A 15,917-nucleotide genomic window follows, 5' to 3' on the forward strand; every position below is an offset into this window, starting at 1 on the left:
TCGATAACCGCACACAGGTGCATTTGTCGAATTGACGCTCCTTCCCCTGGATCACTAATGTCGCGGCAGCGTCAGCCACCTCGAGCGGGGGCTGACGGTGCTGGTGATTCCACCGCAGTGGCGGCGACGGCGTGTCAGTCGACATCAATGCCGGATGCCAGTCCGCCTTCGCGAGCAAGCCGGTCTCGCTCCCACAGTTGATCGCAGCGAGCCGGCTCCGGGCGGCGTTCCAACGAAGCTTTTGGGGATAGGTAGGCAGACAACAATCTGTGCGATAAACGAACACTCAGTCGATTATCGGATTGTTTGGCGTTTTGCGCGGGCTTACTCTTCAGTCACTCCGGCGCTGCGCATCGCGCCTTTTTCTACCACTGTCGGTTCATAACAAAACGGGAGCCTGCCCCATGGCTGAAATCCTTTCGCTGCACGACGCGGTGAAGCAATTCGTTAACGACGGCGATACGGTCGCACTCGAAGGCTTCACCCACCTGATCCCTACCGCGGCGGGTCACGAAATCATTCGCCAGGGCAAGAAAGACCTGACCCTGGTGCGGATGACCCCTGACTTGATCTACGATCAGTTGATCGGTGCCGGTTGTGCTCGCAAGCTGATCTTCTCCTGGGGCGGTAACCCGGGTGTCGGTTCTCTGCACCGTCTGCGCGATGCCGTCGAGAAACAGTGGCCCCATGCGCTGGAAATCGAAGAACACAGCCACGCCGACCTGGCCAATGCCTACGTCGCTGGCGCTTCGGGACTACCTTTTGCTGTGCTGCGTGCCTACGCCGGCTCCGACCTGCCGAAGGTCAACCCGCTGATCAAGACCGTCACCTGCCCATTCACTGGCGAAGTGCTGGCGGCGGTGCCGTCGGTACGTCCGGACATCACCGTGATTCACGCACAAAAAGCCGACCGCAAAGGCAACGTGCTGCTGTGGGGCATCCTCGGCGTGCAAAAAGAAGCCGCGCTGGCGGCCAAGCGTTGCATCGTTACCGTCGAAGAAATCGTCGACGACCTCAATGCACCGATGAACTCTTGTGTACTGCCGACCTGGGCCCTGAGCGCGGTCTGCCACGTCCCCGGCGGCGCGCATCCGTCCTACGCTCACGGTTACAACGAGCGCGACAACCGTTTCTACCAGGCTTGGGACCCGATTGCCCGCGACCGTGAAACCTTCACCGCGTGGATCAACGAGTACATCCATGGCTGCGCTGACTTCAGCGAGTTCCAGGCCAAGCTGGCCGCTAGTTCGGAGGCGAAGTAATGACTTACACCACCAATGAAATGATGACCGTCGCCGCCGCCCGCCGTTTGAAGAACGGTTCGGTGTGTTTCGTCGGCATCGGCCTGCCGTCGAAAGCCGCCAACCTCGCGCGTCTGACTTCCTCGCCAGATGTAGTCCTTATCTACGAATCGGGTCCGATCGGTGCCAAGCCGAGCGTACTGCCCCTGTCGATCGGTGACGGTGAGCTGGCGGAAACCGCCGACACCGTGGTCCCGACCGGTGAGATTTTTCGCTACTGGCTGCAGGGCGGGCGCATCGACGTCGGCTTCCTCGGCGCCGCGCAAGTCGACCGCTTCGGTAACATCAACACTACGGTGGTCGGTGATTACCATCAGCCGAAAGTCCGCCTGCCGGGTGCCGGTGGCGCGCCGGAGATCGCCGGTTCCGCCAAGAGCGTGTTGATCATCCTCAAGCAGTCGGCGCGTTCCTTTGTCGACAAGCTCGACTTCATCACCTCGGTCGGTCATGGCGAAGGCGGTGATTCACGCAAGCGTCTCGGTCTGCCGGGCGCCGGGCCGGTCGGCATCATTACCGACCTGTGCATCATGGAACCGGAAGCCGGTACCCATGAGTTCGTGGTCACCGCACTGCACCCGGGCGTGACCCGCGAGCAAGTGACCGCTGCCACGGGTTGGGCGATTCGTTTTGCCGAACAGGTTGAAAACACCGCCGAGCCGACCGAGGTCGAGCTTAAAGCACTGCGCGATCTGGAAGCCCGCACTGCCGCGGCCCACGGCCAAGCACCTGGAGAAGCGTGATGCGTGACGTTTATATCTGCGACGCGATTCGTACCCCCATCGGCCGTTTCGGTGGTGGCCTGTCGGCGGTTCGCGCCGACGATCTCGCTGCCGTGCCGATCAAGGCGCTGATGGAACGCAACCCGTCGGTGGACTGGAATGCAGTGGACGAGGTATTCCTCGGTTGCGCCAACCAGGCCGGTGAAGACAACCGCAACGTGGCACGCATGGCGTTGCTGCTGGCGGGCCTGCCGGAAAGCATTCCGGGCGTGACCCTCAACCGCCTCTGCGCCTCGGGCATGGACGCCATTGGCACCGCGTTCCGGGCCATTGCCAGTGGCGAGATGGAGCTGGCGATTGCCGGTGGCGTCGAGTCGATGTCCCGTGCGCCGTTCGTGATGGGCAAGGCCGATGCGGCGTTCTCGCGCAACATGAAGCTGGAAGACACCACCATCGGCTGGCGCTTCATCAACCCGTTGATGAAGGCCCAATACGGCGTGGATGCGATGCCGCAGACCGCCGACAACGTCGCCGACGACTACGAAATTTCCCGCGAGGATCAGGACGCTTTCGCACTGCGCAGTCAGCAAAAGACCGCCGCCGCGCAAGCTGTAGGGTTTTTCGCCGAAGAAATCGTCGAAGTACGCATTGCCCACAAGAAGGGTGAAACAGTCGTCAGCCAGGACGAGCATCCGCGCGCCGACACCACCCTGGAAACCCTGGCCAGGCTGAAACCGGTCAACGGTCCCGACAAAACCGTTACTGCAGGCAATGCCTCGGGTGTGAACGACGGTGCGGCCGCGCTGATCCTGGCGTCCGGCGACGCGGTGAAGAAACACGGCCTGACGGCGCGCGCCAAGGTATTGGGCATGTCCAGTGCCGGTGTCGCGCCTCGGGTCATGGGCATCGGCCCGGTCCCGGCGGTGCGCAAACTGACCGAACGCCTGGGCCTGGCTGTCAGCGATTTCGACGTGATCGAACTCAACGAGGCCTTCGCCAGCCAGGGTCTGGCCGTCTTGCGTGAACTGGGGCTGGCGGACGACGCCGCCCAGGTCAACCCGAACGGTGGCGCCATTGCCCTGGGCCATCCATTGGGCATGAGCGGTGCGCGCCTGGTGCTGACCGCGCTGCATCAGCTGGAAAAGACCGGCGGCAAGAAAGGTCTGGCAACCATGTGCGTCGGCGTCGGCCAGGGTCTGGCGTTGGCCATCGAACGCGTCTGACACGTCGCCTGGACTAATAAGAACTGAGGAATGCTCCATGACTGACAAGCCTGGTTACCGTCGCCCGCAGGCGGGCACTCAGCCGGACTACCTGCACCCGGCCTATCAATCCACCAACCGTCGCTCGCCGTCCAAGCCGTTGGTGTTTTTGCCTCACTCGCTGTCGGAAATTACCGGTCCGACGGTGGGCGCCGAGCGCATCAACGAGAAGGACAACGACCTGACCGCTCAGCACCAGGGCGAACCGCTGGGCGAGCGGATCATCATCCACGGCCGGGTGCTGGATGAAGACGGCTTGCCGGTGCCGGGGATTCTGGTGGAGATCTGGCAGGCCAACGCCGCCGGTCGCTACAACCATGATCGCGACCTGCACGATGCACCGCTGGACCCGAACTTCACCGGTACCGGCCGCACCGTGACCGACGCCGATGGCTGGTACCAGTTCCAGACCATCAAGCCCGGCGCCTATCCGTGGGGCAACCACCACAATGCCTGGCGTCCGGCGCACATCCACTTTTCGCTGTTCGGGCCGAGCATCCTGACGCGGCTGGTCACCCAGATGTATTTTCCCGGTGACCCGTTGCTGGCCTATGACCCGATCTACAACTGCGTACCGGATACGAGCGCCAAAGAGCGCCTGATCGCCAGTTTCGACCTGGAAAAAACCATCCCTTCCTACGCCCTCGGTTATCGCTGGGACATCGTCCTGCGCGGCCGCGAAGCCACGCCGATGGAGAAATAAGATGACGCTGAACGCGACCACGTCCCACACCGTCGGACCCTACTACCATATTGGCCTGACCTGGCTGAACCGCGAAGACCTCACCGTCGAACAGACCCTCGGCGAGCGCGTGGCGATCACCGGGCAGGTCATCGATGGCAACGGCGATGTCGTCAACGACGCCATGCTGGAAGTCTGGCAAGCCAACGCCGCCGGCAAGTACGACCATCCCGAAGACGATCAGGACAAGCCCCTGGACCCGAACTTCGAAGGCTTCGGCCGGGTGCCGGTGGATGCGCAAGGGCGGTTCCGCTTCACCACGATCAAGCCGGGGACGGTGCAAGGCCTCAAAGGCACGACCCAGGCACCGCACCTGGTGGTACTGGTGTTCGCCCGTGGTCTGGTCAAGCACTTGCTGACGCGGATTTACTTTGATGGCGAGCCGGCCAATGTGGCTGATCCGCTGCTGGAATGCGTGCCTGCCGAGCGCCGCGAGACCTTGCTGGCGAAGCAGGATGCTGCGGGTGTTTATCAGTGGAATGTGATTTTGCAGGGGACTGATGCGGAGACGGTGTTCTTCGATTATTGAGAAAACACCACCGCACACCTGTGGGAGCGGGCTTGCTCGCGAAAGCGGCGTGTCAGTCGACATCAAAGTTGCCTGACACGCCGCCTTCGCGAGCAAGCCCGCTCCCACAGGGGGTTGCCAATGCCTCTGTGGAACGGGACTGTTGCAAATTGTGTCTAGACTCTCACAGTCCCCAAAGAGTGAATACCCATGACTACCCCCACCGCTATTCCAGCGCACTACACCGGTGAAGAGCGCAGCAAACGGATCTTTGCGATTGTCGGCGCCTCGTCGGGCAATCTGGTCGAATGGTTCGACTTCTACGTCTATGCCTTTTGTGCAATCTATTTCGCGCCAGCGTTCTTTCCTTCCGACAACCCCACGGTACAGCTGGTCAACACGGCTGGCGTATTCGCCGCCGGGTTCTTGATGCGGCCTATTGGTGGCTGGATTTTCGGACGGGTCGCGGACAAGCACGGGCGCAAGAATTCGATGTTGATCTCGATTCTGATGATGTGCTTCGGTTCGTTGCTCATCGCTTGCCTGCCGACCTATGAGGACATCGGTGTCTGGGCGCCGATCATGCTGCTGTTCGCCCGCTTGCTGCAGGGCTTGTCCGTGGGCGGCGAGTACGGCACCACCGCGACCTACATGAGCGAAGTCGCCCTCAGGGGCCAGCGCGGTTTTTTCGCCTCGTTCCAGTACGTAACGCTGATCGGCGGGCAGTTGCTGGCCGTGTCGCTGGTGGTGGTCCTGCAACAGTTTCTCACCGAAGACGACCTGCGCGCCTACGGCTGGCGGATCCCGTTTGTGGTCGGTGCGGCGGCGGCAGTGATTTCGCTGTTCCTGCGTCGCTCGCTCAAGGAAACCACCAGCAAGGAAATGCGCGACAACAAGGACGCCGGCAGCATCCGTGCACTGTTCCGCGACCACAAGGCCGCGTTCATTACCGTGCTGGGTTACACCGCCGGCGGCTCGCTGATTTTCTACACCTTCACCACCTATATGCAGAAATATCTGGTGAATACCGCCGGTATGCACGCCAAGACGGCCAGTTACATCATGACCGGCGCGCTGTTCCTGTATATGTGCATGCAGCCGTTTTTCGGCATGCTCGCGGACAAGATCGGTCGTCGTAAGTCGATGCTCTGGTTCGGCGCCCTCGGTACCTTGTGCACCGTGCCGATCCTGCTGAGCCTGAAAAGCAACACCAGTCCGTTCCTGGCCTTTGTGCTGATTACCCTGGCGCTGGCGATCGTCAGTTTCTATACCTCCATCAGCGGCCTGGTGAAAGCCGAGATGTTCCCGCCGCAAGTGCGGGCATTGGGTGTCGGCCTGGCGTATGCGGTGGCGAATGCGATTTTTGGCGGTTCGGCGGAGTATGTGGCCTTGAGCCTCAAGGCCGTGGGCATGGAAAACTCCTTTTACTGGTACGTGACGGTGATGATGGCGATTGCATTCCTGTTCAGCCTGCGCCTGCCCAAGCAGCCGAAATATTTGGAACACGATCTTTGATCTTTACCCGTGGGCCTGACCGGCCCACTCCTTCAGGGACTGTTTATGAACCAGCGACCGGGCAATCAATTGTTCGATGCCTATTTCACTGCCCGCGATATGCGTGAAGTGTTCTGCGATCAGGGCCGGGTCCAGGCCATGCTCGATTTCGAGGCGGCACTGGCCCGGGCCGAGGCGCGGGTCGGGTTGATTCCGCCGAGCGCCGTCGCGCCGATCGAAGCGGCGTGTCGGGCGGAGCATTACGATTTCATCGCCCTCGGTGAGGCGATTGCCACGGCGGGCAATTCGGCGATACCGCTGGTCAAGGCGCTGGGCAAGCAGATCGCGAAGACCGATGCCGATGCCGAGCGCTATGTGCATCTGGGCGCGACCAGTCAGGACGTGATGGACTGCGGCCTGGTGCTGCAACTGCGCCGCGCGCTGACCTTGATTGAAGGCGATCTGGCGCAATTGGGGGAAACCCTCGCGACCCAGGCCGTGCGTTACGTTGCAACGCCGCTGGCCGGGCGCACCTGGTTGCAACATGCCACGCCGGTCACCCTCGGCATGAAGATCGCCGGTTGGCTCGGCGCCGTGACCCGCAGCCGCCAGCGCCTGCAACAACTCAAGCCTCGACTGCTGGTGCTGCAATTCGGCGGCGCCTCGGGGACGCTTGCGGCGCTCGGCGAACAGGCGATGCCGATTGCCGAAGCGCTGGCAGCAGAACTGCAACTGACCTTGCCCGAACAACCCTGGCACACCCAGCGCGATCGCCTGGTGGAATTCGCCTCGGTGCTGGGTTTGATCGCCGGCAGCCTCGGCAAATTCGGGCGCGACATCAGCCTGTTGATGCAGACCGAAGCCGCCGAAGTCTTCGAACCGTCGGCGCCGGGCAAGGGCGGTTCCTCGACCATGCCGCACAAACGCAACCCGGTGGGCGCAGCGGTGCTGATCGGTGCCGCGACCCGGGTGCCGGGTCTGCTGTCGACACTGTTCAGCGCCATGCCTCAGGAACACGAGCGCAGCCTGGGTCTGTGGCATGCCGAGTGGGAAACCCTGCCGGAGATTTGCTGCCTGGTATCCGGTGCGTTGCAGCAGGCGCTGTTGCTGGCCGATGGGCTGGAAGTGGATGCCGATCGCATGGCCCGCAACCTCGACCTGACCCAGGGCCTGGTGCTGGCCGAAGCGGTGAGCATCGTCCTCGCCCAACGGGTTGGCCGCGACACCGCCCATCATCTGCTCGAGCAATGCTGCAAGCGTGCCGTGGCGGAACAACGTCATCTGCGCGCGGTACTTGGCGACGAACCGCAAGTGACCGCCGAGCTGTCTGCTGCTGAACTCGATCGTCTGCTGGACCCCGCCCATTACCTCGGTCAGGCCCATATCTGGGTCGAGCGAGCGGTGGCTGAACATTCTGCATTGACTGCCTGAAGGAGACTGCCGTGGCATTCGTACAACTCGCCGAGGGCGAACTGAATTACCAACTCGATGGCCCGGCCGATGCGCCGGTGCTGGTGCTGTCCAACTCGTTGGGCACCGACCTGCATATGTGGGACGCGCAGATTGCGGCGTTCACCGAACAGTTCCGGGTGCTGCGTTTCGATACCCGTGGGCACGGCCAGTCGCTGGTCACGCCAGGGCCCTACAGCATCGAGCAACTGGGTCATGACGTGCTGGCACTGCTGGACGCCTTGCACATCGAGCGCGCGCATTTTTGCGGCCTGTCCATGGGCGGCTTGATCGGCCAGTGGTTGGGGATCAACGCCGGCCAGCGCCTGCACAAATTGGTGGTGTGCAATACCGCGGCGAAAATCGGCGACCCGTCGGTGTGGAACCCACGGATCGAAACCGTGCTGCGTGACGGTGCGGCGGCGATGGTCGCGCTGCGCGATGCGTCGATTGCACGCTGGTTCACCGCGGATTTCTCCGAAGCCAATCCCGAAGCGGCGAAGAAGATCACGGACATGCTCGCGGCCACCTCGCCTGAAGGTTATGCAGCCAATTGCGCCGCCGTGCGCGATGCCGATTTCCGTGATCAGCTGTCTTCGATCAAGGTGCCGTTGCTGGTGATAGCCGGCACCGAAGATGCGGTCACGCCGCCGTCGGGCGGGCATTTCATTCAGGAGCATGTGCCGGGCGCCGAGTACGCCGAGTTCTACGCCGCGCATTTGTCCAACGTCCAGGCTGGCGCTGCGTTCAGCGAGCGGGTACTGGCGTTCTTGTCAGCTGATTGAGGGGATGGTTGTGGACGAAAAACAACGTTACGACGAGGGCATGAACGTCCGTCGCGCGGTACTCGGCGACGCACACGTCGACCGTAGCTTGACCACCCTGACCGAGTTCAACTCGGAGTTCCAGGAGATGATTACCCGCCATGCCTGGGGCGATATCTGGACCCGGCCGGGCCTGCCGCGCCACACCCGCAGCCTGATCACCATCGCCATGCTGATCGGCATGAACCGCGAGGGTGAACTCAAACTGCACCTGCGCGCCGCCGCGAACAACGGTGTAACCCGCGGCGAAATCAAGGAAGTGATCATGCAGAGTGCGATTTACTGCGGTATCCCGGCGGCCAACGCCACCTTCCACCTGGCGGAATCGGTGTGGGACGAGTTGGGGGTTGAGTCGCGGGATTAACCCGGAAATTTGCATGACTGGAACTTACACTTTCGCGCTTTGATTTAAACAGGAAATAGGCGCGAAAGTGTAAAATCAGATGTTTATTTATTTCCAATTCTGTCCTACTTGATACTCATGAAATTGGTTGTAACTAGTTGTCAGGTATTAGGGGTTGTCGGTGCCGTTTTTTTTTGAAAAGCTTTCCTCTGCATTAACTTTATGGTTTGGCGGAAGGAAAATTGAGAATGCTGAAGAAAGGATGTCTGTTTGTTTTTCTGGCGTCTGTTTCATTGACCGGCCATGCAGCCACCCCTGCGGCGGATCCCTTGCACATAGCCGGTGATTATAAATGCACCGGTTACGACAGCTATGATGGTCATTTCAAAGGTGACTTGAACGTCAAGCTCGACAAGGAAGCCAGTCACTTCGACCATGGGTTTGGTGCCTATACATTCACCCTTCGGGTGGACCTCCAAGGTGGCGTAGGCGCTACGTACACCGGTATGGCGGCGGCACAGGGCAACCAGTTGGGCATGTACTTTGCCAATGACAGCGCGGCCTCACCGACCGATCGCGGAATCGGCCAGGCCTCCATTACCCATGACCAGGATGCCGAAGGCAAGTACACCACCACGCTGCACAAATCTTATTATCTCCCCGGCTATATGCGCGATGCGAAAAATGGACAAGGGGCAGGCAGGGGGACGGAAGTGTGTGTAAAAACAGTCGCGGTTAAATAGCCCGGAATAATATTCTGTAGGAGCAACCCAGCTCGCAATTGACTCAAGAGCGCCGCCCCTTGTAGGAGCGAGCTTGCTCGCGATGGATTCAAGAGCGCCGCGATGAACCAGCAAACCCGCGTTATCGTTAACGACCATCGCGAGCAAGCTCGCTCCTACAGTTAATTGAACAGCCATTACACCCGTCGGTGTTTTTTTATCAAGGCTTGTTGTTACAAAAGATTGATCGGATAGCTGACGATCAATCGATTCTCGTCGAACTCGTTATTGCTGAAGTCCCTGCGAATGGTCGAGTTGCGCCATTTGACGTTCAGGTCCTTGAACGTACCGCTTTGTACGGTGTAGGCCAGTTCCGATTCGCGACCCCATTCCTTGCCATCGGTAATAGTGCCGGTATGCACGTTGTCACCACTGATGTAGCGGTTCATCAGGGTCAGGCCTGGCACGCCAAGCGCGACGAAGTTGTAGTCGTGGCGCAGCTGCCAGGATTTCTCCTTGGCGTTGTCATAGCTGGCGTTATAGCTGTCGTTGGCCAGGGTGCCGCCGCTGGTACCGTTGACCCGCATCCAGGCATTGTCGCCGGTCAACTTTTGCAGGCCGACGTAGAAGGTGTGGCCGCCGTACTTGGCGGAGAACAGGCCTGACCAGGTCTTGTTGTCCAGCTCGCCGGCCCGGGCACTGCCGTCATCCTTGCCGTAGAAGAAGCCGAGGTTGGCGCCCAGGGTCCAGTCGCCGATGGGCTGGCTATGGGTCAAATTCAGGTATTGCTGGCTGTAGATGTCCTTGAGTTCGGCGTTCCACAGGCCGACCTGGGTGCGCTTGTCGTTGAACAGGTATTCGCCGCCCTGGAAGTTGAAACGGTCGGAGGTGAATGCAGCCTGACCGGTCATCGACAGGTCGTTCATGCTGCTGTCGTCCCGTGGGCTGTTGGCGCGGAACTGGCCGCCGTAGAGGGTCAGGCCCGCGATTTCTTTTGAAGTGATCTGGCCGCCACGGAAGGTTTGCGGCAGGGAGCGCCCGTCGTCCGATCGCAGGATCGGCAGCACCGGCATCCATTCGCCGACCTTCACTTCGGTCTGCGACAGTTTGGCCTTGAACGCCACGTTGGTGCGACCGAAATGGTCCGCAGGACGACCGTCATGGTCCAGCGGTAGCAACTGCGTGCCACCGGTGCCTTTGCCGCCGTCGAGTTTTACCGAGTACAACCCCAGCACATCCATACCGAACCCGACCGTGCCCTGGGTAAACCCGGACTTCGCGTCGAGGATGAAGCTTTGCGTCCACTCTTCAGCCTTGCCCTGGGCACGGGTCGGGTTGGTGAAGTTGCGGTTGATGTAGAAGTTGCGCAGGTTCAGGTTGACCTTGGCCCCTTCGACGAAGCCAGACTCCTCGGCCGCGGCGGGCAGAGCCGCACCGGTCAGCGCGATGGCGATCAGGCTGGGGAAAAAATACTGCGCGGTGGAAGGCGTCATGGGCTCGGGTCTCTAATTCTTGGGGATGAAGCGTGGCGATGCCACAACCTTTGGGTTGCAGACAAAAGATTCGGATACGCAAACGATGCGGGATCAGCCAGAGAGGGCAGGGCGCTGGGACATGGTGTCGAACCTGTTGTTATTGGTCTTGTGTGGCAAATGGTGCGGTGAATGTACTAGATGGTTCAATTGGTGAAAACGGATTTTGGGCGATTATCGAACGGAAGATAGGGCAGGGTTATATGGTGTTTGTGCTGGCCTCTTCGCGGGCAAGCCTCGCTCCTACAGGGACCGTGTCGCACACAAACTTTGTGAAGCCCACCGAATCTGTAGGAGCGAGGCTTGCCCGCGAAGTGGCCAGGTTGACCAACACAACTTTTCCCGCAGACAACAAAAAGCCCACCAAAAGGTGGGCTTCAAGTTTTCACGGCGCAATCAGAACAACTTCATCTTCGGCGCTTCTTCTTTCTGCGGCTCGACTTTCGCAGTCTGCTCGTTCCAGCCACCCCCCAATGCCTTGTACAGATTGACCGCACTGGTCAACTGTGCCAAACGGTCGGTGATCAGCGCCTGTTGGGCACTGAACAGCTGGCGCTGGGCATCGAGGAAGGTCAGGTTGCTGTCGACACCGATGCGATAACGACGCTCGGCCAGACGGTAGTAGTCCTGGTTGGCGGTGACGAAATCACGCTGGGCCTGCAACTGCTCGGTGTAGGTCTGGCGCGCGGCCAGGCCATCGGCGACTTCCTGGAAGGCCGTTTGAATGGACTTCTCGTAGTTCGCCACGCCGATGTCTTTCTGGATTTTCGAGTAATCCAGGCTTGCGCGCAGACTGCCGGCGTTGAAGATCGGCAAGTTGATCTGCGGCTGGAACAGCCAGGTGCCCGAACCGCCCTTGAACAGGCCGGACAGGTCCGGGCTCAGGGAGCCGGCATTGGCCGTCAGGCTGATGCTCGGGAAGAACGCAGCCCGGGCCGCGCCGATGTTGGCGTTGGCCGCCTTGAGGTTGTATTCGGCCTGGAGGATGTCCGGACGACGTTGCAGCAAGTCCGACGGCAGGCCAGGCGGAACCTGGCTCAACAGGTCGTCGGACAGCGGCTTGGCGGTTTGCAGGTTGGCCGGGATACCGGTGCCGAGCAGCAGCACCAGGCCGTTTTCATCCTGCGCGACCTGGCGGGTGTACCGGGCCAGTTGCGCCCGGGCGTTTTCCACCGAGGTGCGCGACTGGGCCAGGTCCAGGGCCGAGGCCACACCGACTTCGTTGCTGCGCGCGGTGAGCTTCAGGCTCTCCTCGAACGCTCCGAGGGTGTCCTGGGTCAGTTTGCGCAGCTCTTTGTCGGCCTGCCAGGTCAGGTAGGCATTGGCCACGTTGGCCACCAGGCTGATCTGCGTGCTGCGGCGGCCTTCTTCAGTGGCGAAGTATTGCTGCAGGGCTTCTTCGCTCAGGCTGCGAACCCGACCGAACAGGTCGAGTTCATAAGCACTGATGCCAACCGTGGCCGAGTAGGAGCTGGTAATGCCCGCTTCGCCGGTCTGCGAGGCCCGTGCCGGGACCCGTTGCCGGCTGCCGGTGCCATTGGCCGAGACCGCCGGGAACAGATCCGCACGCTGGATGCGGTACTGCGCCGCGAAGGCATCGATGTTCAGCGCCGCAACCCGCAGGTCGCGGTTGTTTTCCAGGGCGACCTGGATCAGCTGCTGCAGTGCCGGGTCATGGAAAAACTGCTTCCAGCCCTGTTCGGCGGCGGCCTGGGCCGGCGCCTGGGCCGGCGAGTACGCCGGGCCCTGCGGATACTGGCCTGCCACCGGCGCTTGCGGCCGCTGATAATCCGGTATCAGTGAGCAACCGCTCAGCACCAGGGCCGCGATTGCGATGGACAGTAGCGACTTGCTCATTAGCCAGCCTCTTTAGAAGGTTCAAGAGCGTCATCCTGGTCAGCGGTTTTGCGCTGCCCCATGGCCGACACAGTAACGAAAAACAGTGGGACCCAGAAGATCGCCAGGACGGTGGCGGTGATCATACCGCCGATGACCCCGGTACCGATCGCATGCTGGCTACCCGAACCTGCCCCCGTGGAAATGGCCAGCGGTACCACACCGAGGACGAAGGCGAGCGAGGTCATGATAATCGGTCGCAAACGCATCCGGCAGGCTTCGATCGCCGCATCGCGCAGGCTACGCCCTTGTTCATGCAGTTCCTTGGCGAATTCGACGATCAGGATGGCGTTTTTCGCCGCCAGACCGATGGTCGTCAACAGGCCCACCTGGAAGTACACGTCGTTGGACAGGCCGCGCAGGCTGGTCGCCATCAGCGCCCCGATGATGCCCAACGGCACCACCAGCATCACTGCGATCGGGATCGACCAGCTTTCATACAACGCCGCCAGACACAGGAACACCATCAGCAGCGACAACGCATACAGCGCTGGCGCTTGCGAGCCGGACAGACGTTCCTCATACGACAGGCCGGTCCAGGAAATACCGACACCGGCCGGCAGTTTCCTGGCCAGGGCTTCGACTTCGGCCATGGCTTCACCGGTGGAATAACCGGGCGCCGGAGCACCGAGGATTTCCATCGCTTCCACGCCGTTGTAACGCGACAGCTTCGGCGCGCCGTAGATCCATTCACCCTTGGCGAAGGCCGAGAACGGCACCATGGTCCCGGCGCTGTTGCGCACATACCATTTCTTCACGTCTTCAGGGCTCATGCGTGCACCTGGCTGGCCTTGCACGTACACCTTCTTCACCCGACCGCGGTCGATGAAGTCGTTCACATAGCTACTGCCCAGGGCAATCGACAGGGTGTTGTTGATGTCGGTGAGGGTCACGCCCAGGGCGCTGGCCTTCTCGTCGTCGATTTCCAGCTGATATTGCGGCTCGTCGTTCAGGCCGTTGGGACGCACTTGCGAGAGGATCTTGCTTTGCGCCGCCAGGCCGAGGAACTGGTTGCGCGCTTCCATCAGCTTGTCGTGACCGATACCGGCGCGGTCCTGGAGGAACACGTCGAAACCGGTGGCGTTACCCAGTTCCAGTACCGCCGGAGGCGCGAAAGCAAACACCATGGCATCACGGAAGGTGAAGAAATGCTGCTGGGCCCGCGCCGCAACCTTGAACACGCTGTTGTCGGCGTTACGTTCGTCCCAGGGTTTAAGCATGATGAACGCCATACCCGAGCTCTGGCCACGACCGGCGAAGTTGAAGCCGTTCACGGTAAACACCGATGCCACCGCATCGCCTTCACCGCCGTCCTTGCTCGGACGCAGCAGGAACTCACGCATCTCATCCACCACCACCTGCGTGCGCTGGGCACTGGAGCCGGCCGGAGTCTGCACCTGGGCAAACAGCACGCCCTGGTCTTCTTCCGGCAGGAACGCCGTTGGAATGCGGGTGAACAGCCAGATCATGCCGACCACGATAATGATGTACGCCAGCAGGTACGGAGCCTTGTTCGAGAGCATATTGCCCACGCCACGCTCGTAGCTGCGCACGCCACGGTCGAAGCTGCGGTTGAACCAGCCGAAGAAGCCGCGTTTGGGCGTGCCGTGCTCGCCTTTCGGGATCGGCTTGAGCATGGTGGCGCACAGTGCCGGGGTGAAGATCAGCGCGACCAGTACCGACAGGGCCATGGCCGAGACGATGGTGATCGAGAACTGCTTGTAGATCACACCGGTGGAGCCGCTGAAGAACGCCATTGGCAGCAGTACCGCCGACAGCACCAGGGCGATGCCGACCAGTGCACCCTGGATCTGCCCCATGGATTTCTTGGTGGCCTCCTTGGGTGACAGGCCTTCTTCGCTCATGACCCGTTCGACGTTTTCCACCACGACAATGGCGTCGTCCACCAGCAAGCCGATGGCCAGCACCATGCCGAACATGGTCAGGGTGTTGATGCTGAAACCAAATGCCGCGAGGATGCCGAAGGTACCCAGCAAAACCACCGGGACAGTCATCGTGGTGATGACGGTGGCGCGGAAGTTTTGCAGGAACAGGAACATCACCAGGAACACCAGCACGACCGCTTCGACCAGGGTTTCAACCACGCCCTTGATCGATTCGGTCACCACCGGCGTGGTGTCGTACGGGAACACCACTTCCATCCCTTCAGGGAAGAACGGCTTGAGGGTGTCGATGGTCTTGCGCAGGGCTTTTGCGGTGTCGAGGGCGTTGGCACCGTTGGCCAGTTTCACCGCCAGACCGGAGGCCGGGCTGCCGTTGAACTGGGCGCTGATCGAGTAGTTTTCACCGCCCAGACCAACATCCGCCACGTCGCCGACGCGCACTTGCGAGCCGTCCTTGTTGACCTTGAGCAGGATCGCCTTGAACTGCTCGGCCGTCTGCAGGCGGGTCTTGCCGATGATCGTCGCGTTCAGTTGCTGGCCTTGCACGGCAGGCAAGCCGCCGAGTTGACCGGACGACACCTGGACGTTCTGCGCCGCGATCGCGGTTTTCACGTCCACCGGGGTCAGGTTGTAGTTGTTGAGCTTGGCCGGGTCGAGCCAGATCCGCATCGCGTACTGGGCACCGAAGACCTGGAAGTCACCGACACCGGCGGTCCGCGAGATCGGATCCTGCATGTTCGACACGATGTAGTTGGACAGGTCGTCCTTGGTCATGCTGCCGTCACGCGACACCACGCCGATCACCAGCAGGAAGTTTTTCACTGCCTTGGTCACGCGGATCCCCTGTTGCTGCACTTCTTGCGGCAGCAGCGGGGTGGCCAGGTTCAGTTTGTTCTGCACCTGAACCTGCGCGGTATCGGAGTTGGTGCCCTGCTCGAAGGTCGCGGTAATGGTCATGCTGCCGTCGGAGTTACTTTCCGAGGAGACATAACGCAGGTTATCGATACCGTTGAGCTGTTGTTCGATCACCTGCACCACGGTGTCCTGCACGGTTTGTGCGGACGCGCCCGGGTAGGTCACCTGGATCGCAATGGCCGGAGGCGCAATGCTCGGGTATTGGTTGATCGGAAGTTTGAGGATCGAGAGTGCCCCGACCAGCATGATCACCAGGGCAATTACCCAGGCAAAAATCGGACGATCGATAAAAAATCTGGACATGGT

At 61.0% G+C, this 15,917-nt stretch carries 13 protein-coding genes; 10 read left to right on the forward strand and 3 right to left on the reverse strand.

Going from position 1 to position 15,917, the window contains the following annotated elements; translation table 11 throughout:
- Positions 1-404: 404 nt before the first annotated feature.
- The 10 genes from F8N80_RS13855 to F8N80_RS31175 all read left to right on the forward strand — a co-directional run bounded on the left by F8N80_RS13855 (position 405) and on the right by F8N80_RS31175 (position 9,385).
- Positions 405-1,262, forward strand: coding sequence for a CoA transferase subunit A (locus tag F8N80_RS13855; RefSeq protein ID WP_150746118.1), 858 nt, complete (start codon positions 405-407; stop codon positions 1,260-1,262).
- Positions 1,262-2,041, forward strand: coding sequence for a CoA-transferase subunit beta (locus tag F8N80_RS13860; RefSeq protein ID WP_150746119.1), 780 nt, complete (start codon positions 1,262-1,264; stop codon positions 2,039-2,041). Before F8N80_RS13855 ends, F8N80_RS13860 begins: the two co-directional genes overlap by 1 nt.
- The gene (pcaF, locus tag F8N80_RS13865) at positions 2,038-3,243 is read left to right on the forward strand and encodes a 3-oxoadipyl-CoA thiolase (RefSeq protein WP_191632919.1); all 1,206 of its coding nucleotides are present in this window, start codon (positions 2,038-2,040) and stop codon (positions 3,241-3,243) included. Before F8N80_RS13860 ends, pcaF begins: the two co-directional genes overlap by 4 nt.
- A gap of 37 nt (positions 3,244-3,280) precedes the next feature.
- The gene (pcaH, locus tag F8N80_RS13870; RefSeq protein WP_150746121.1) at positions 3,281-3,985 is read left to right on the forward strand and encodes a protocatechuate 3,4-dioxygenase subunit beta; all 705 of its coding nucleotides are present in this window, start codon (positions 3,281-3,283) and stop codon (positions 3,983-3,985) included.
- Between the two features lies 1 nt (position 3,986).
- Positions 3,987-4,553 (forward strand): protocatechuate 3,4-dioxygenase subunit alpha, encoded by a 567-nt coding sequence (pcaG, locus tag F8N80_RS13875; protein WP_150784037.1) that lies wholly within the window; start codon positions 3,987-3,989, stop codon positions 4,551-4,553.
- A 189-nt stretch (positions 4,554-4,742) separates the two neighbouring features.
- Positions 4,743-6,047: an MFS family transporter gene (locus F8N80_RS13885; protein WP_150784038.1), complete on the forward strand. Its 1,305-nt coding sequence runs from the start codon at positions 4,743-4,745 to the stop codon at positions 6,045-6,047.
- A 45-nt stretch (positions 6,048-6,092) separates the two neighbouring features.
- The gene (locus tag F8N80_RS13890; protein ID WP_150746122.1) at positions 6,093-7,457 is read left to right on the forward strand and encodes a 3-carboxy-cis,cis-muconate cycloisomerase; all 1,365 of its coding nucleotides are present in this window, start codon (positions 6,093-6,095) and stop codon (positions 7,455-7,457) included.
- An 11-nt stretch (positions 7,458-7,468) separates the two neighbouring features.
- Complete coding sequence (gene pcaD, locus F8N80_RS13895) at positions 7,469-8,260, forward strand: 3-oxoadipate enol-lactonase (RefSeq protein WP_150746123.1); 792 nt, start codon at positions 7,469-7,471, stop codon at positions 8,258-8,260.
- Positions 8,261-8,270: 10 nt separating this feature from the next.
- Positions 8,271-8,663: a 4-carboxymuconolactone decarboxylase gene (gene pcaC, locus F8N80_RS13900; RefSeq protein WP_150746124.1), complete on the forward strand. Its 393-nt coding sequence runs from the start codon at positions 8,271-8,273 to the stop codon at positions 8,661-8,663.
- 227 nt (positions 8,664-8,890) lie between these two features.
- On the forward strand, positions 8,891-9,385 hold the full coding sequence (locus F8N80_RS31175) for a hypothetical protein (RefSeq protein ID WP_191632920.1): 495 nt from the start codon (positions 8,891-8,893) through the stop codon (positions 9,383-9,385).
- A 212-nt stretch (positions 9,386-9,597) separates the two neighbouring features.
- Here F8N80_RS31175 and F8N80_RS13910 read toward each other — a convergent pair whose 3' ends face one another.
- The 3 genes from F8N80_RS13910 to emhB all read right to left on the reverse strand — a co-directional run bounded on the left by F8N80_RS13910 (position 9,598) and on the right by emhB (position 15,914).
- A complete protein-coding gene (locus tag F8N80_RS13910; RefSeq protein ID WP_150746126.1) occupies positions 9,598-10,857 on the reverse strand; it encodes an OprD family porin in 1,260 nt (419 codons plus the stop codon).
- Positions 10,858-11,292: 435 nt separating this feature from the next.
- On the reverse strand, positions 11,293-12,753 hold the full coding sequence (gene emhC / locus F8N80_RS13915; protein ID WP_150746127.1) for an efflux RND transporter outer membrane subunit EmhC: 1,461 nt from the start codon (positions 12,751-12,753) through the stop codon (positions 11,293-11,295).
- Positions 12,753-15,914: an efflux RND transporter permease subunit EmhB gene (gene emhB / locus F8N80_RS13920; RefSeq protein ID WP_150784039.1), complete on the reverse strand. Its 3,162-nt coding sequence runs from the start codon at positions 15,912-15,914 to the stop codon at positions 12,753-12,755. Before emhB ends, emhC begins: the two co-directional genes overlap by 1 nt.
- Between the last annotated feature and the right edge of the window lie 3 nt (positions 15,915-15,917).

The organism is Pseudomonas fluorescens (assembly GCF_902497995.1).
In the GTDB taxonomy this organism is placed as follows: domain Bacteria; phylum Pseudomonadota; class Gammaproteobacteria; order Pseudomonadales; family Pseudomonadaceae; genus Aquipseudomonas; species Aquipseudomonas fluorescens_BK.